Here is a 16,150-nt window from a genome sequence, read left to right as displayed (position 1 = left end):
TCAAATAGCGGGCGCCCTAAAAGGAGGATGATCCTCATGCTGATTTCCCAGCGTCCGACCCTGACCGAAGAGGTCGTCGCCGAGAACCGCTCGAAGTTCACCATCGAACCCCTCGAGCCGGGCTTCGGTTACACCCTCGGCAACTCGCTGCGGCGTACCCTGCTGTCCTCGATCCCGGGGGCCGCGGTCACGAGCATCCGCATCGACGGCGTTCTGCACGAGTTCACCACCGTTCCCGGCGTGAAGGAAGATGTCACCGACATCATCCTGAACCTCAAGGGTCTGGTCGTGTCCTCGGAGGAGGACGAGCCGGTGACGATGTACGTGCGCAAGCAGGGCCCCGGCACCGTCACCGCCGGTGACATCGTGCCGCCCGCCGGCGTCGTCGTGCACAACCCGGACATGCACATCGCCACCCTGAACGACAAGGGCAAGCTCGAGATCGAGCTCGTCGTCGAGCGCGGTCGCGGTTACGTCCCCGCTGTGCAGAACAAGGCGTCCGGTGCGGAAATCGGCCGGATCCCGGTGGATTCGATCTACTCCCCGGTGCTCAAGGTGACCTACAAGGTCGAGGCCACCCGTGTCGAGCAGCGCACCGACTTCGACCGGCTCATCCTGGACGTGGAGACCAAGAACTCCATCAGCGCGCGGGACGCGCTCGCCTCGGCGGGCAAGACCCTGGTCGAGCTGTTCGGCCTGGCTCGCGAGCTGAACGTCGAAGCCGAAGGCATCGAGATCGGCCCCTCGCCGGCCGAGGCGGATCACATCGCCTCGTTCGGTCTGCCGATCGAGGACCTGGACCTCACCGTCCGGTCCTACAACTGCCTCAAGCGCGAGGGTGTGCACACGGTGGGCGAGCTGGTCGCCCGCACCGAGTCGGATCTGCTGGACATCCGCAACTTCGGCCAGAAGTCCATCGACGAGGTGAAGGTCAAGCTGCACGCGCTCGGCCTCTCGCTGAAGGACAGCCCGGCGTCGTTCGACCCGTCCTCCGTGGTGGGTTACGACGCGAGCACCGGCACGTGGAGCGACAGCGGCACGTTCAGTGACACCGATGGCGGCGAGCAGGACTACGCCGAGACCGAACAGCTCTAGGCCGCTGGGGTAGGCGCCCCGGCCCGGCCGCATACAAGGAGAATCAACAATGCCTAAGCCCAAGAAGGGTGCCCGCTTCGGCGGGTCGGCGTCGCACCAGAAGGCGATCTTCGCCAATCTGGCCACGGCGCTCTTCGAGCACGGCCGGATCACCACCACCGAGGCCAAGGCCAAGGCCGTGCGCCCCTACGCGGAGAAGCTCATCACCAAGGCGAAGGGCGGCACCCTCGCCGACCGTCGCGAGGTGCTGAAGGTGATCCGCAACAAGGACGTCGTGCACTCGCTCTTCGCGGAGATCGGGCCGTCGTTCGAGGGTCGCGAGGGTGGCTACACCCGCATCACCAAGACGCTGCCGCGTAAGGGTGACAACGCGCCGATGGCGATCATCGAGCTGGTCCGGGAGAAGACCGTGACCAACGAGGCCGATCGTGCCCGTCGCGTGGCCGCTTCGAAGAAGGCCGAGGAGGCCGCTCCCGAGGCTGTCGAGGAGAAGGCCGACGAGGCCGTCGCCGAGACCGCCGAGGCTCCCGCCGCCGAGGAGAAGGCCGACGAGTCCGCCGAGGACAAGAAGGACGCCTGACCTGGGTCGGGTTTTCTCGAATGAGCCCGCCGCCCTTGTGGGTGGCGGGCTCATTCGCGTAGATCGGCCGAACCTGCCCACCGCCCGTCGGGACAGCGCGGGGCTGGTTCGCGAGTCAACCCGACTCGAGGTGACCTTGACCGTGTCGGGCGCGGTCGAGGTCACCTTGGGTCGGCTCGACGAGGAGTCGTTGTGACAGTGGAGGATTCGATGGGAACGGTGAGCTCGCAGCCGGAGCCCGCAGCGGCTACCGAGGCCCCGGCCGCCGTCCGGGTGCGCCTCGACATCTCCTACGACGGAACGGATTTCATCGGCTGGGCCCGCCAGCCGGGACTGCGCACCGTGCAGGGCGTGCTGGAGGAGTCGCTGAGCAAGGTCTTCCGCGAACCGATCCAGCTGACCGTCGCGGGTCGCACGGACGCCGGGGTGCACGCCGAGGGGCAGGTCGCGCACTTCGACACCACCGCCGAGTTCGACGGCGACAAGCTCGTGCACCGCATGGCGCGCTTCCTCCCGAAAGACGTGCGCATCAAGGCCGCTCGGCTCGCGCCGCCGGAATTCGACGCGCGCTTCTCGGCGATTCGCCGCCACTACGTGTACCGGCTCACCACCGCGCCCTACGGCGCCGAGCCGCTGTCCGCCCGCGGCGTCGTGCCGTGCCGTCCAGGCGTGGATCTGGCGGCCATGCGGGCGGCATCCGGAAACCTGTTGGGGCTGCACGATTTCGCGGCGTTCTGCCGTCGCAGGGAGGGCGCGACCACGGTCCGCGAACTGCAGCGCTTCGACTGGGAGCGCGAGGGAGACCTGCTCACCGCGTACGTCAGCGCGGACGCGTTCTGCTGGTCCATGGTGCGCAGCCTGGTCGGCGCGGTGCTCGCCGTCGGCGAGGGCAGGCGCACGCCGGAGTGGGTCGCCGGACTCCTGAACGAGACCGAGCGTTCCAGCGCGGTGACCGTCGCGCCCGCCCACGGCCTGAGCCTGGTCGCGGTCGACTACCCGGCCGACGCGGACTTGGCCGCGCGCAATGCCGAGACCAGGGAGATGCGCACCGTGCCGAACAGAGGCTGCTGCGGCGGAGAGGGATAGGGGACCGGTACCGCGGCAGGCTTCAGCGAACCGCGGTACCGGAATGGCTCAGCTGCCGCTGCCCGCCTCGATGGTCTTCGGCTGCGCGTGCCCGGAGATCTCGATGCGGCGCGGCTTGGCCCGTTCGGCGATCGGGATGGTCACCGAGAGGACACCGTTGTTGTAGGTCGCGCTGATCTTGTCGGTGTCGACGTTGTCGCCGAGGGAGAGCTGGCGCATGTAGGTGCCCGCGAAGCGCTCGGAGGCGATCCACTGGACGCCTTCCTCGCTCGGCACGCTGCGCTGGGCGCGCAGGGTGAGGGTGCCGTTGTCGACGCTCACATCGACCGAGCCGGGGTCCACGCCGGGCAGATCGGCGTTGAGGACGTAGTGGTCGCCCGCTCTGAACAGATCCATCGGCATGAAGCGCGGCGCGCGTGACGACCCGACGTTCTCGCCGAGCAACTGGCGAGCAACGGTGTCGATGTCATGGAATGGATCGAACCGCAGCACAGCAATCACCTCCATTTCGATAACGTCGGCGCCACCACGGCGGCGGGCGCCGGAAGCTGTGCACCCTCAAAGTTAGCACTCTCACGGCTGGAGTGCTAATACTTTCGGCGACGTGTTTCGATGCCTTCCGCGCAGCCGGACCGCCGCGTCGGGACAGTCGGAAGGTTGCGGCAGAAGCAGTCGGCCGCGGCGTCGGAGGCGGCCGGGCGCTCCGCTCGAAGCGGCCGCACGCTGTGTTTTCGAGGGGTCGACCGCCGTGTGGAATAGGAACGGCAACAACAACTGTTCCTCTCCCACATGACAATCGACGCTCTCGGACGTTTCGGTGTATGGCGCGGCTACCAGGGGGTGACTCCGGACGACGCGAGCGAGCTGGAGCAGCTCGGCTACGGGACGGTGTGGCTCGGCGGATCTCCGCCCGCCGAGTTGCCCGTGGTGGAATCGCTGCTCGCCGCGACGGAAACGCTCACGGTCGCCACCAGCATCGTGAACGTCTGGTCGGCTCCGGCGAAGACGGTCGCGGAGTCGTACCACCGCATCGAGGAAAGCTACCCCGGCCGATTCCTGCTCGGCGTCGGCGTCGGGCACCCGGAATTCAACGACCCGTATCGCAAGCCTTACGAGGCGTTGGTCGAGTACCTCGACGAGCTGGACGCGGCCGGAGTGCCGAAGCAGCGGCTGGCTCTCGCCGCCTTGGGTCCGCGCGTGCTGGAGCTCGCACGCGACAGGACCGCGGGCGCCCTTCCGTATCTGGTTACCCCCGAGCATTCGCGCCGCGCCCGGGCGATTCTCGGCGAAGGCACGCTGCTCGCCGTAGAGCAGAAGCTCGTCGTCGAGGAAGACCCGGAGCGGGCGCGCGAGGTCGGTCGCACGATGGTGCCGATGTACCTCGGGCTGGGCAACTACGTCGCCAACCTCCGCAGGCTCGGCTTCGACGACGCGGATGTCGCGACCCCGGGCAGCGACCGGCTGATCGATCAGCTCACGGTGCACGGCTCCGCGGAGCGGGTGGCCGAGCAGCTCGTCGCCCATCTCGACGCGGGCGCCGACCACGTCGCCCTGCAGGCGCTGGGCCCCAGCTACCTCGAATCGCTGCGGGCGCTCGCCCCCTTGTTGCGGGCCTGACCTGCGCGAGCGTGCGGCGGGGGATCGTACTAAGGGATAGTTAGGAAACCCGCCGCACGCTTCCGAACCGCTTGTGACTGCCGACACACTCTCTTCCAGCTGACGCGAAGATGCGTTGAAGGAGGAGATTCGGGTGACTACGACACAGCCCACGAGCGAGCGCCGCGTTGTCGCGAACGTGCTGCGCGGATCGATCGGCAACCTGGTGGAGTGGTACGACTGGTACGTCTACGCGGCGTTCAGCGTCTACTTCGCGAAAACATTCTTCCCCGAAGGGGATTCGACCGCGCAGCTGCTGTCCACCGCGGCGGTGTTCGCGGTCGGGTTCCTGATGCGCCCGCTCGGCGGCTGGGCGCTCGGCCGCTACGCGGACCGGTTCGGCAGGCGCGCCGCGCTGACCCTGTCGGTGACGGTGATGGCGGCCGGTTCGCTGCTCATCGCGCTCACTCCGGGCTACCAGACCATCGGCATCGCCGCGCCGGTGCTGCTGCTGCTCGCGCGACTGCTGCAGGGCCTCTCGGTCGGCGGTGAGTACGCCACCAGCGCGACCTACCTTTCCGAGGTCGCGTCCGCCGGTCGGCGCGGGTTCTACTCGAGCTTCCAGTACGTGACGCTCGTCGCTGGTCAGCTCACCGCCCTCGGCGTGCAGATCGTGCTGCTGCAGGTGCTCACCTCGGCCCAGATGCATTCCTGGGGTTGGCGAATCCCGTTCGCGATCGGTGCGTGTGGCGCCCTCGTCGTGATGGTGCTGCGGCGCGGGATGGACGAGTCGGCGTCGTTCGAGGCCGAGGCCTCGGGTGCGAAGGAGGCGACCGGGTCCTCGCGCGGTTCGCTGAAGGTGCTGCTGCAGTACCCGAGGGAGTGCCTGCTCGTGGTCGGCCTGACCCTCGGCGGCACGGTGGCGTTCTACACCTACACCACCTACATGCAGAAGTTCATGATCAACACCTCCGGTATCTCCAAGGGCACGGTGGCTTGGATCAACTTCGTCGCGCTGCTGGTGTTCGTGGTGTTGCAGCCGCTGGCCGGCGGATTGTCCGACAAGATCGGCCGCCGCAAGCTGCTGATCTTCTTCGGTGTGAGCGGCGCGCTGCTGACCGTGCCGATCATGACCCTGCTCGCGCACACGTCCAACCCGTTCGCCGCGTTCGGCCTGATGATGCTGGCGCTGGTCATCATCACCGGCTACACCTCGATCAACGCCATCGTGAAGGCCGAGCTGTTCCCGACCAAGATCCGCGCGCTCGGCGTCGGCCTGCCCTACGCGCTGACCGTCGCCATCTTCGGCGGCACCGCGGAGATGATCGCTCTGGCGCTGAAGAAGGCGGGCGCGGAGTCGGTGTACTTCTACTACGTGGCCGGCTGTATCGCGATCTCGCTGATCACCTACTGGTTCATGCGGGAGACCTCGGCCGAGTCCACTATCGACGCCGACGAGAAGGCGCGCGCCGCGGCGAGCGTCGATTCCGATGACGACCGACCCATGGCCGCCGTGCGTGGCTGAGCGGCTCGTCTCCGCGCCGATCCCGCCCATGTGGCAGGATCGGCGCGTGCGGCTTGCGGTGGTCGAAGATGACGACGGTGTGGGTGACGCGCTCGTCGAGGCGCTCAATGCCCGCGGTTACTCCGCCGAGCGCAAGCGGCGCGGCAGCGAGCTGCTGCTCGATCACCGCCGCTACGACGCCGTCATCCTCGACCTCGGACTGCCCGACGGCGACGGTCTGCAGGTGCTTCGGCAACTGCGCGAGGTGAGCACGGTGCCCGTGCTGATCCTCACCGCCCGCAGCGACGAACGCTCCATCGTGCGCGGATTGCGCGGCGGCGCCGACGATTACCTGGTGAAGCCGCCGCGGATCGCGGAGCTGATGGCGCGGCTGGAGACGGTGCTGCGCCGAGCCGCCGCGGTGGCGCAGTCCGAGCGCACCGAGGTGGTCACCGGTGACGTGCGCGTCGATCTCGCGGCCAGGGTCGTCGAGGTCGGCGGTGCGCCGGTCGCGTTGACGCAGAAGGAATTCGAGCTGGTCGAGGTGCTGGTGGAACGACCGGGCGCGGCGGTGAGCCGCCAGCAGCTGATGGACCGGATCTGGGGCGACGCGTTCGTCGCGGTGTCGCGTTCGCTGGACGTGCACATGACCGGTCTGCGCGCCAAACTGAACCGGCCGGGGCTGATCACCACGATCCGCGGCTACGGGTACCGGTGGGGACAGTGAGCGTGGAGGACGGAAGGCCATGCGGCGCAGACTGCTTGCCGCGCTGACGGTGTTCGCGGCGATCGCGGTCCTGGCGTTCGCTGTGCCGTTGTCGTTGACCTACGCCACCAGCCGGACCCAGGAGTTGGTGCTCGGCCGTTCCGGTGACGCGGATCGGTTCGCCACCCTCGCCGACGCCGTCGCGGTGGAGGAGAACGACGCCGCGCTGGCCGAGGAGGTCGCGCGGTATCACGAGTTGTACGGCGAGAACGTGCTCGTGGTCGACGCGCGCGGCGCGACCGCGGTCAACGCGGGCGTGGACATCATCGATCCGGCCGTGGTCGCGGCGGTCGCCGACGCGCGGCGCAATCAGCGACCGCATCCGATCGACCGGCTGATGCCGTGGAGCGATTCGGTGATGCTCGTAGCGCGGCCGGTCGGGACCGGCGTGCAGGTCAACGGGGCCGTCGTCATCGAGGCGTCCACCGCGCAGGCGCGCCGCGACATCACCCGCGCCTGGCTGATCATCGGTTTGGGCGGCGCCGTGGCCATGGTGCTGTTCACGATGCTCGCGCTGACGCTGAGCCGCTGGGTGCTGCGGCCGCTCGCGGCACTGTCTCGCGCCGTCGCCGAATTGACCGCGACGCTGCCGAAAGCGCGGTCCGCGCCGGAGACTTCCGAAGACGCGCCGCCCGCGTCGATCGCGAGGCACTACGGCGGACCGCCCGAAATGCGCGCCGTCGCGGAATCTTTCGACGCCATGGCGCTGGCGGTCGCCGACTCCACGGAGGCGCAACGGCAACTGGTCGCCGATACCGCGCACGCGATGCGCAATCCCTTGGCCGCGCTCACCATTCGGCTGGACTCGCTCGAGTACGCGATACCGGAGAGCGCCGCCGACACGTTCCGCGGCGCGAGCGCGGAGGTGGACCGGCTCACCACGCTGCTCGACGGGCTGCTGACGCTGGCCGTCGCGGAGACGCCGGAGGGGTTCGCCACCGCGGCGGGCGCCGAGGAACATCGTTGCGACGCAGGACAAGTCGTGGCCGATCGGATCGACGCCTGGCATTCGGCGTTCGCCGCGTCGGGGCAGTCGCTGCGCGCCGAGCAGCCGGGAGGACCCGCCGAGGTCGCCGTCTCGGCGGATGTGCTCGCGCAGATTCTCGATGTGCCGCTGAGCAATTCGAATCGCTACGCGGGCAGCGGCGCGCACACCGTCGTGTCGGTGGGTATCGAGCCGGACTGGATCACGGTGACGGTCCGCGACGACGGCCGTGGCGTGCCCGCCGACGAGATCCACAAGCTCACCACGCGGTTCTTTCGCGGTTCCGCCGCGCAGCCAGGCGGTTCCGGCCTGGGTCTGCCGATCGCCGCGGCCCTCGCCCAGGCGCGCGGCGGCGCGCTGTCGGTCAGCGAGGCGTCACCGCACGGACTCGCGGTCGCGGTCCGGCTGCCCGCGGCGGTGGCGTCGTGACGGGGCGGCTCGACCGCCGCAAGTTCCTGGCGCTCGCGGCGCTCGGAGTCGCGGGTGTCGCGGGCTGCGGAAGCGGGGACGAGCCGGTGGTCCGGTTGGCTTCCGGTGAGGTGGGTGGCTTCTATCACGCGTTCGCGCGCCTGCTGGCTGCCGCGGCCGCGCGGATCGGAACGGTACGGATCGAGCCGGTCACCACCTCCGGCTCCCAGGACAACCTCGCCATGCTGGCCAGGGGAGACGCGCAGGCCGGTCTCGCGCTGGCGGATTCGAGCAGGAACGCGCCGGGCGGCGTGCTCGCCCTCGGCCGGGTCTACGAGAACTACTTCCAGCTGGCCGTGCGGGCCGACAGCACCGTCCGCCAGGTGGTCGAATTGCGCGGCCTGCGCGTGAATCTCGGCGCCGAGGGTTCCGGCGCCGCGCTGACGGGGGAGCGGATACTGCTCGCGGCAGGGCTGGATCCCGCGACCGACGTCATCGTGGAGCACCGCCCGCTACGCGACGCCGCGGCGGCCGTGCGCTCCGGCGCCGTCGACGCGCTGCTGTGGGCGGGCGGCGTCCCGACCGCGGCGCTGGAGGTGCCGCTGCGGATGCGCCTGGTGGATCTCGGTGATCTGGCCGCGCCGCTGCGCCAGCGGTACGGGCACATCTACGACCGCGTCGAGATCCCGCGCGACGCCTATCCCGGCGGCTCCGCGATCACCACCATCGGCGTGGCGAACCTGCTGCTCGCCGCGCCCACGTTGCCGGACGAGGCCGCCGCCGCGATCGTCGATCTGCTGGCCGGGCACCCGGACGCGCTGGTCCCGGCCGAGGCCGCGGGCACCCAGTTCCTGGACGCGCGTTCGTTGATCGGCACCGGCCCCATTCCGCTGCACCCCGGCGCGGCCGCGGCCTACCGGCGGCGCCACGGGTGAACGTCGATCAGGAGCGCACCAGCCGCGCGATCGCGTCGGTGGCCTCCTTGATCTTGGCGTCGGCCTCGGGGCCGCCCGCCACCGCGGCGTCCACCACGCAGTGGCTGATGTGGTCCTCCAGCAGACCCATCGCCACGGCCTGCAGTGCCTTCGTCATCGCCGAGACCTGGGTGAGGATGTCGATGCAGTACTTCTCCTCTTCGACCATCCGCTGCAACCCGCGGGCCTGACCCTCGATGCGGCGCAGGCGCTTGAGGTAGTCGTCCTTGGCGGTGATGTAGCCGTGTGCCGAGTGGTCGTGGCCCGGCTGTTCCTTGGTGGTGCTCGCGTCCGGGGTGGTCACCGCTGTCTCCTCGCTGCCTGCCGGAAGTCCGATTTAATACCCCCCTAGGGTACATCCGTTCCGGCGTGTTGTCAGGTGCGCGCGCGGCTGGGCGCGGGTTCTTCGCGCCGCGCCGCTCGCTGATCGGCACCGTACCTGGCCAGCGCGATTCCGCCTATTACGAGCAGCGCGCCGAGCGCCTGGATCGGCGCGACCGCCTCGCCGAGCAGCAGCCAGGAGAGCGCGACGGCGAACAGCACCTCGCTCAGCAGGATCAGCGACATCAGCGTCGCGCCGATGCGCGCCGCGCCCGCCACACCGCAGAGGTAGGCCACCACGGTGCTGATCAGGATCAGCAGGGCGAGTGCCAGCCAGACGGGAAGATGACGCTCGGCCATGTTCGCGGTCGCGCCGCCGAAGTGGATCGGCAGCACGGTGAGCGCGCCGAGCGTCCAGCTGGTCAGCGCGGCCACGGTGAGTCCGGCGCCGAGCAGGACCACCGGGCGCAGGCTGTCCGACGTGCGCGCGGAGAGCAGGAAGAACGCCGCGTTGCACAGCATGGACAGCGCCGCCCAGCCCAGGCCGGGCAGGCTCAGTCCGCCCGCGTCGAAGACGTCGATCACCAGCGCGGCCCCCACGAGCGCGACGACCGCGCCGAGCAGGGTGGCGTCCGACGGCCTTCGCCCGCGCACCGCCCAGTCCCAGCCGATGACCACGATCGGAGCCAGGAACTGAATCATCAGCGACACCCCGACCTGCAGGTATTCCAGCGAAAGGAAGAACGTCGCCTGTACGCCCGCCACCGCGATCACGCCGTACGCGCCGATGGTCCGCAGCCGGCGCACGCTGCCACACAGCCCGTCGGGGTCGGCGAACCCGGCCAGCACGAGCATGATCACCGATGCGCCGGTCAGCCGCACGGCGAGCACCGCGCCGGGCGACCAGTCGGCGGCGAGCACCGATTTCGCCAGCGGTCCGGAACTGGCGAACGCCAGGCCGCTCGCCACGGTCAACCACACGCCCGCGCGCGACACGAATACCTCCAACTGGACCGATGAGTCGTCCCATCATTGCCGATGCCGGCGAGTGGTCTCCGTCACGCATCGCTTCGTCGGGCGGTACCGGTTGCGCGGGAAGCGCGGGCGGACGGAAGAATCGGGCCCATGAGTTCGCTTCCCCGGCCCGCCCTCGCCGTCATCGGCGGCAGTGGTTTCTACGATTTCTTCGACAACGACGCCACCCAGGTCGAGGTCGACACCCCGTACGGCAAGCCGAGCGCGCCGATCGCGGTGGGCGAGGTCGAGGGACGGCCGGTGGCCTTCGTGCCCCGGCACGGCAAGCAGCACGAATACGCGCCGCACACGCTGCCCTACCAGGCCAACATGTGGGCGCTGCGCTCGCTGGGCGTGCGGCGGATCCTCGCGCCGTGCGCGGTGGGCAGCCTGCGCGCCGACTGGGGACCGGGCACCGTCGCGGTGCCGGACCAGCTGGTCGACCGGACCTCCGGTCGTCCGCAGACCTACTTCGACGGCGGCGGCGTGCACGTCTCCTTCGCCGACCCGTACTGCGAGGAACTGCGCGGCGCCGTGGTGAAGTCCGAGGTCGAGGCGCTGCCGCTGAAGGCGGGCGGCACCATGGTCGTGGTCCAGGGTCCGCGCTTCTCGACCCGCGCCGAGAGCCGCTGGTTCGCCGGGCAGGGCTGGGACCTGGTGAACATGACCGGTCACCCGGAGGCCGTGCTCGCTCGCGAGCTGGAGATGTGCTACGCCGCAGTCGCTTTGGTGACCGATCTGGACGCGGGCCTGGAGGAGGGCGACGGCGTGCACGCGGTCGACGTCTTCGCCGAGTTCAAGCGCAACCTGGCCCCCTTCAAAGAACTCATCCGCGCCTCGGTCGCGGCGGTCGACGGAACCGACACTTGCGATCGGTGCCGTGTCCATACCGGCGTGGCGCTGCCTTTCGAACTACCGTAAACCGCATGCGACGGTGCGACGTTCGTGCCGCCACCGGCCGGGTATCGGCTGTGGGCGGCGGGGTGTGGCTGCGATGAAGGTACTGCTCACCGGGGCCGCCGGATTCCTCGGATCACACGTGCGTGGCGCGCTCACGGCCGCCGGGCACGAGGTGATCGCGCTCGACCTGATGCTCGCCGACGTGCACGGGCCCGACGCCGCGCCGCCCGAGGGCGTCGCCGAGGTGGACGTCCGGGACGCCGACGCGCTCGCGCCGCTGTTGCGCGGCATCGAGGTGGTCTGTCATCTCGCGGCCGTCACCGCGCCGAGCACGGAATCGGAATCCGGCATCGCCGCGTTCGCCACGCACAACGACCACGGCACCGCGGTCCTGCTCGCGGCCATGAGTCAGGCCGGGGTCCGTCGGCTGGTGCTCGCCTCGTCCATCACCGTGTACGGCGAAGGTCGCTACCGCAGCGTGCGCGGCGGGCCGTTCTTCCCCGGCCTGCGCTCGCGCGCCGATCTCGACCGCGGCATGTTCGACCACCGCGCGCCGCGCACCGGCGAGGTGCTCACCTGGGAGCCGGTCGGGGAGGACGCGCCGCTGCGGCCGCGCGGCTTCTACGCCGCGAGCAAAGCGGCTCAGGAGCAGTACGCGCTGGCCTGGGCGCTGAGCACCGGGGCGTCGGTGACCGCGCTGCGCTATCACAACGTGTACGGCGACGGCGCCCGCTCGGGTATGGCCACCCGGTTCCGAGCGGATCTGCTCGCGGGCCAGGCGCCGCGGGTGTTCGAGGACGGCGGCCAGGTGCGGGATTTCGTGCACGTCCGCGATGCCGCCGCCGCGACCCGCGCCGCGGTGGAGCGCCAGCTGCCAGGCTTCGTTCCGCTCAACATCGCCTCCGGACACCCGATCACGCTGTGGGAGGTGGCCTCCATCATGGCCAAGGCCCGCGGCGGACCGTCGCCGATCGTGACCGGCCAGTACCGGATCGGCGACGTGCGCCATTTCGTCGCCGATCCCGAACGTGCTCGTCGCGCATTGGATTTCACCGCGCGGGTGCTCCCTGCCGACGGGCTCGCCGAATTCGCCCGGGGTACAGCGGAAGTCGCCGCCGCAGGCTGACGTCCGCCACCCGCCTCGCCTGACGCACAAGACGCACCGGCGCGCGCGCTCCGCGGATCGACGCTCGCGGCGGTCTTGCTCAGCTCCGCAGGGTGCGGTCGAGGTCGCTGCCGCGGGCTGACGGGTGCAAGGCGCAGTGGCTCATTCGCCACGGAGTGCGGCCGAGGCCGCTGCGGCGGTGGACGGTCGCGAGGCTGATGCTTGCGGCTGTGGGTTGCCCGAAGCCCAGTCTCTCAGCGGTGCGGCAGCCGGGCCGGGCTCCGCGTGCGGAACAGGTCAGGCGGACTCGGTTCGGAAAGCGTCGGCATGCGCCTCGGCCCACTGGCGGAAGGTGCGCGGTGCGCGGCCGGTCACCTCGCGCACGGTCGGGTGGACCTCGGATTCGTCCAGCGTGCCGTCGATGAAGAAGCTGGTGAACGCCTCGGCGTAGGCGCGGGGCATGGTCGCCGCGAGTTCGGCGCGGGTCTCGTCGTCGGTGAGTTCGCGGCACACGAGCGGCCGGTCGAGGACCTCGGCGAGTATCGCGACCTGCTCGGCGGGCAGCAGCGCGGCCGGGCCGGTGAGATCGAGAATCCGGCCGTCGAGGTCGCCGCCGGTCAGCGCCCGCGCCGCCACCGCGGCGATGTCGGCGGGGTCGACGGCCGCGACCCGCACCCCGGAGAACTGGGCGCGCACCACGTCACCCGCGGCGAGCTGCGGCAGCCAGCGCAGCGCGTTGGACATGAACGAGCGCGGCCGCAGGAAGGTCCACGGCAAACCGGATTCGCGCACGGCCTGTTCGGACAGCGTCATGTACCGGGACACCGCGTTGCCGAGATCCGCCAGCGCCGCCGACCCGCCGGAGAGCAGCACCACCCGCGCCAGCCCGGCCTTGCCCGCCAGCGCGAGCAGCTCGTCGAGGTTCTCATAGCCCGGCATCAAGTACATGCCCTGCGCGCCGTCCAGCGCCTCGGCCAGGGTCTCGGGTCGGTTCAGGTCGCCGGTGACCGCCTCCACGCCGTCCGGCAGCGACGCCCGCGCCGGATCACGAACGACCGCGCGCACCCGCTGTCCGTCCTCGGCGAGCGCGCGCACGAGTTCCGCGCCGATGTTCCCGGTCGCTCCGGTCACCACGTACATACCGTCTCCTTCGGCTCCGCGCTGCGAAACATCGCGTTCCCGAACATGTTTCGGGAACGCGCCTATCCAATCTACGTGCAGATCGCGCAGCGCGCCCTGGCCGTGGGTGTGGCTTTCCGCTCCGCCCCGTGCGCGTTTCGACGGTGCCGCGACGTGCCTCGCGCAATTCTTAGCCGGTGGTGCACTGGGCCTGCTCCGCCTGCGCTGCGAGACGTGCGCGGCAATCGACGAAAGGGGGCGGCGGTCTCGATGAGGCGTGCCTCCGCTACCGCTGCGGCCATGTGTGGTCTGTCGGCCGACTGAGACCGGTGGTGGTGCGCCACTGTCGGCGGCCGCGTCCATTACGCTCGCCCGGTGGACACCCCGGTACGGCTCGAGATCATCGTGGCAAGCGTGCGCCCGGAGCGGTTCGCTCCGGTGGTCGCCGACTGGTTCCTGCGCGTCGTCCGGGCCAGACCCGAATTCGACACGGGCGTCATCGATCTCATCGACACACCGCTGCCGACGGATCTCACCGACACCCCGGAAGCCCAGGCGTACCGGGACCGGCTGGCGGCCGCGGACGCGTTCGTCGCGATCACCTCCGAGTACAACCACGGCTACCCGGCGTCGCTCAAGACCGCGTTCGACACCGCCAAGCGCGAGTGGCGCGCCAAACCCATCGGGTTCGTCTCGTACGGCGGACTCTCCGGCGGCCTGCGCGCGGTGGAACAGCTCCGGCAGGTGGTCGCCGAGATCCACATGGTCTCGATCCGCGAAACCGTCAGCATCCACCAGGCCAAGCGGCAGTTCGACGCGACGGGCACGCCGACCGACGGCGCGGCCATCGACGCGAGCGAACGGATGCTACGCCAATTGCACTGGTGGGCACGGCATTTGCGGGATGCGCGGGCGGCCGACCCCTACCCCGGCTGAGGCCCGATCACTGGGCGGCGACGGGCCGTCGTCCGCGCGGATGTCCGATGTAGGTGGCCTCGCGCGGGATCGACACCAGGGTGAGATCCACCTGCGCGGTTCCGGTGCGAAGCACCACGCGGTTGCCGATCGCGCCGGGCTGATGGATGGACAGGTCCGGCCTGGTCGCGGGCCAGCCCATCGGGTCGCCGGTGACGTAGATCGTCGTGACGCCTGCGTGCGGCGCGGGCGCGAGCACCCCGTCCACCACGGTCGCGGTGAAACCCGCGTCGGACTGGTGGGTTTCGACGGCGATGGTGAGGCGCTCCGGGTTGCCGATGGTCTGCACCAGGTTCTCCCACGCGTGCGCGCGGTCCGTGCGGATCAGGATGCGCTCGCCGACGGCCAGCGCGCGGAACACCAACTGCTGCGCCAGGTAGAGCTCGCCCGCCAGGTACACCGTCGAGATGCCGGTGCCGATGATGCGAACGGCCACACCCTGATTGTTCTCGTCCGAACCGATGAGCTGACCGCAGCCGGACGACGGCAGGTGCAGCGCGCCGATCACATCGATCGGGTACTCGGTCATCGGCACGGTGTCGTCGAGGCCGGGCACGGCGAGCGGCAGGTGCGCGAGCAGGCTGTCACGGTGACGCCCGTTCATCGACACCATGCCCGTGAGCTTGCCGCGCTCGGGCAGTTCGCGCGCGGTCAGCCGCCAAGCCGCGCCGATGCTCACCGATTCGGCGGAGCTGCCGGGGCGCAGCCGCACGGTGACGGTGGTGCCCCGCGACGGCGCGACCCACAGCTGCGCGAGCAGATCCGAGCCGAGTTGCTTCGGGTCGACCGCACTACCGATGTTGACGGCGTTGCCGATCTCGGCGTAGCGCCAGCGATGGGTCAGGGTGCGCGGATCGAAGCCCGCGGTGATCTGCAGGACCGCCTTGCGGATCTCGGGCGCGGTCAGGATGCGGGCGCTGCAGTCGGCGTCCTCCAGCGCGCGCATGATGCGTTGCGTCGCAATGGTCACCGCGCGCGAGGCGCCCTCGCTACCACCGCCGCGCCGCGCCGCCGCTTCCGGGCAGGCGATGGCGTCGAAGCTGATCGCCAGCCACACGGCGCGGTGCGCGGTGGCGGGCAGCGGGCCGAGCAGTGATTCGTAGATCTTGCCCGCCGGTGTGCCCGCGCGACTGCGGTGTCCGTGGCTGATGATGTCGATGCCGCTGAGCAGGATGTCGTGCTGGTTCAGACAGGCGGCGAGTTCGGGAAGCGGCAGCAGGTGCGAGGCGTGCACGGTGCTGCTGGAGATGCGGGTCAGTCCGCCCTTCGGCGGCAGCACCTCGACGACCGTCACCACCCTGGTGCCGTCCCAGTACAGGCCGAGCGAACGGTCGTCGGGACCGCGGAAGTCGACGGTGTCGCCGATCTCGTAGTCGCGGTGGGTGATATAGCGCCACCAGGTCGCGATCCAGTCCAGCACGGTGCGTTTGGCGATCGGGATCAGCGGAAGCAGCCCGACCACGACGGCGATGCCGAGCGCCGGCCACCCGCCGAGACCGGCCACCAACGCGATCACTCCGGCGACCATGCCGATCACCTGTGCGATCAACAGATTCGGCAGTGAGATGCGACCAAGCAGCGGACGTGGTCCCGCCCCTGTGGCTTCGGCCATCAGCGTCCCCCAAAATACCCGGTATCGACCGTTTCCAACCGGCCGAGCTGAACAAGAGTCCCAGGGAACTGTACTGTGTTCCGCGAACGTGAGCACTGTTCGGGGGAGGA

The 16,150-nt window shown here is 70.1% G+C and carries 16 protein-coding genes; 11 read left to right on the top strand and 5 right to left on the bottom strand.

Annotated elements, in window-relative coordinates; translation table 11 throughout:
• Positions 1–36 precede the first annotated feature (36 nt).
• The 3 genes from FB390_RS01480 to truA all read left to right on the top strand — a co-directional run bounded on the left by FB390_RS01480 (position 37) and on the right by truA (position 2,761).
• Complete coding sequence (locus FB390_RS01480) at positions 37–1,095, top strand: DNA-directed RNA polymerase subunit alpha (protein WP_067785162.1); 1,059 nt, start codon at positions 37–39, stop codon at positions 1,093–1,095.
• Positions 1,096–1,144: 49 nt separating this feature from the next.
• Positions 1,145–1,675 (top strand): 50S ribosomal protein L17, encoded by a 531-nt coding sequence (gene rplQ, locus FB390_RS01475; protein WP_141807336.1) that lies wholly within the window; start codon positions 1,145–1,147, stop codon positions 1,673–1,675.
• 273 nt (positions 1,676–1,948) lie between these two features.
• On the top strand, positions 1,949–2,761 hold the full coding sequence (gene truA, locus FB390_RS01470; protein ID WP_185757192.1) for a tRNA pseudouridine(38-40) synthase TruA: 813 nt from the start codon (positions 1,949–1,951) through the stop codon (positions 2,759–2,761).
• A 48-nt stretch (positions 2,762–2,809) separates the two neighbouring features.
• Here truA and FB390_RS01465 read toward each other — a convergent pair whose 3' ends face one another.
• Positions 2,810–3,253, bottom strand: a complete 444-nt coding sequence (locus FB390_RS01465) for an Hsp20/alpha crystallin family protein (protein ID WP_141811476.1) — start codon at positions 3,251–3,253, stop codon at positions 2,810–2,812.
• A gap of 297 nt (positions 3,254–3,550) precedes the next feature.
• On the opposite strand from FB390_RS01465, the gene FB390_RS01460 reads away from it, so the two are divergent.
• From FB390_RS01460 to FB390_RS01440, 5 genes are all read left to right on the top strand, one after another.
• The gene (locus FB390_RS01460) at positions 3,551–4,378 is read left to right on the top strand and encodes an LLM class F420-dependent oxidoreductase (RefSeq protein WP_141807335.1); all 828 of its coding nucleotides are present in this window, start codon (positions 3,551–3,553) and stop codon (positions 4,376–4,378) included.
• A gap of 133 nt (positions 4,379–4,511) precedes the next feature.
• On the top strand, positions 4,512–5,882 hold the full coding sequence (locus FB390_RS01455) for an MFS transporter (protein WP_141807334.1): 1,371 nt from the start codon (positions 4,512–4,514) through the stop codon (positions 5,880–5,882).
• 46 nt (positions 5,883–5,928) lie between these two features.
• Entirely contained in the window at positions 5,929–6,588 is a 660-nt protein-coding gene (locus FB390_RS01450; protein ID WP_141811475.1) for a response regulator transcription factor, read from the top strand.
• Positions 6,589–6,607: 19 nt separating this feature from the next.
• Entirely contained in the window at positions 6,608–8,041 is a 1,434-nt protein-coding gene (locus tag FB390_RS01445; RefSeq protein WP_141807333.1) for a sensor histidine kinase, read from the top strand.
• A complete protein-coding gene (locus FB390_RS01440) occupies positions 8,038–8,955 on the top strand; it encodes a TAXI family TRAP transporter solute-binding subunit (RefSeq protein ID WP_141807332.1) in 918 nt (305 codons plus the stop codon). Before FB390_RS01445 ends, FB390_RS01440 begins: the two co-directional genes overlap by 4 nt.
• 7 nt (positions 8,956–8,962) lie before the next feature.
• On the opposite strand, the gene FB390_RS01435 is transcribed toward FB390_RS01440, so the two are convergent.
• On the bottom strand, positions 8,963–9,298 hold the full coding sequence (locus FB390_RS01435) for a metal-sensitive transcriptional regulator (RefSeq protein ID WP_141807331.1): 336 nt from the start codon (positions 9,296–9,298) through the stop codon (positions 8,963–8,965).
• Positions 9,299–9,369: 71 nt separating this feature from the next.
• Positions 9,370–10,311 carry an EamA family transporter gene (locus tag FB390_RS01430; protein WP_185756912.1) on the bottom strand — a complete coding sequence of 314 codons (942 nt, stop codon included), beginning with the start codon at positions 10,309–10,311 and terminating at the stop codon, positions 9,370–9,372.
• Between the two features lie 129 nt (positions 10,312–10,440).
• Between FB390_RS01430 and FB390_RS01425 the strand changes: the two genes are divergently transcribed.
• On the top strand, positions 10,441–11,250 hold the full coding sequence (locus tag FB390_RS01425) for an S-methyl-5'-thioadenosine phosphorylase (RefSeq protein ID WP_141807329.1): 810 nt from the start codon (positions 10,441–10,443) through the stop codon (positions 11,248–11,250).
• 73 nt (positions 11,251–11,323) lie between these two features.
• On the top strand, positions 11,324–12,355 hold the full coding sequence (locus FB390_RS01420) for an NAD-dependent epimerase/dehydratase family protein (protein WP_141807328.1): 1,032 nt from the start codon (positions 11,324–11,326) through the stop codon (positions 12,353–12,355).
• A gap of 276 nt (positions 12,356–12,631) precedes the next feature.
• Here FB390_RS01420 and FB390_RS01415 read toward each other — a convergent pair whose 3' ends face one another.
• The gene (locus tag FB390_RS01415) at positions 12,632–13,474 is read right to left on the bottom strand and encodes an NAD(P)H-binding protein (protein ID WP_141807327.1); all 843 of its coding nucleotides are present in this window, start codon (positions 13,472–13,474) and stop codon (positions 12,632–12,634) included.
• A gap of 354 nt (positions 13,475–13,828) precedes the next feature.
• Between FB390_RS01415 and FB390_RS01410 the strand changes: the two genes are divergently transcribed.
• The gene (locus FB390_RS01410; protein WP_141807326.1) at positions 13,829–14,389 is read left to right on the top strand and encodes an NADPH-dependent FMN reductase; all 561 of its coding nucleotides are present in this window, start codon (positions 13,829–13,831) and stop codon (positions 14,387–14,389) included.
• Between the two features lie 7 nt (positions 14,390–14,396).
• Here FB390_RS01410 and eccE read toward each other — a convergent pair whose 3' ends face one another.
• Entirely contained in the window at positions 14,397–16,040 is a 1,644-nt protein-coding gene (gene eccE, locus FB390_RS01405; protein WP_141807325.1) for a type VII secretion protein EccE, read from the bottom strand.
• Between the last annotated feature and the right edge of the window lie 110 nt (positions 16,041–16,150).

It is taken from the genome of Nocardia bhagyanarayanae (assembly GCF_006716565.1).
Taxonomy (GTDB): domain Bacteria; phylum Actinomycetota; class Actinomycetes; order Mycobacteriales; family Mycobacteriaceae; genus Nocardia; species Nocardia bhagyanarayanae.
Note: the sequence above shows the minus strand (reverse complement) of the source record. Positions and strands in the feature narration are given on the sequence as shown.

Excerpts from the sequence above, each read along its gene's own strand:
- FB390_RS01480 (WP_067785162.1), top strand. The coding sequence starts at position 37 with ATGCTGATTTCCCAGCGTCCGACCCTGACCGAAGAGGTCGTCGCCGAG.
- rplQ (WP_141807336.1), top strand. The coding sequence starts at position 1,145 with ATGCCTAAGCCCAAGAAGGGTGCCCGCTTCGGCGGGTCGGCGTCGCAC.
- FB390_RS01460 (WP_141807335.1), top strand. The coding sequence starts at position 3,551 with ATGACAATCGACGCTCTCGGACGTTTCGGTGTATGGCGCGGCTACCAG.
- FB390_RS01445 (WP_141807333.1), top strand. The coding sequence starts at position 6,608 with ATGCGGCGCAGACTGCTTGCCGCGCTGACGGTGTTCGCGGCGATCGCG.
- FB390_RS01425 (WP_141807329.1), top strand. The coding sequence starts at position 10,441 with ATGAGTTCGCTTCCCCGGCCCGCCCTCGCCGTCATCGGCGGCAGTGGT.
- FB390_RS01420 (WP_141807328.1), top strand. The coding sequence starts at position 11,324 with ATGAAGGTACTGCTCACCGGGGCCGCCGGATTCCTCGGATCACACGTG.
- FB390_RS01415 (WP_141807327.1), bottom strand. The coding sequence starts at position 13,474 with ATGTACGTGGTGACCGGAGCGACCGGGAACATCGGCGCGGAACTCGTG.
- eccE (WP_141807325.1), bottom strand. The coding sequence starts at position 16,040 with ATGGCCGAAGCCACAGGGGCGGGACCACGTCCGCTGCTTGGTCGCATC.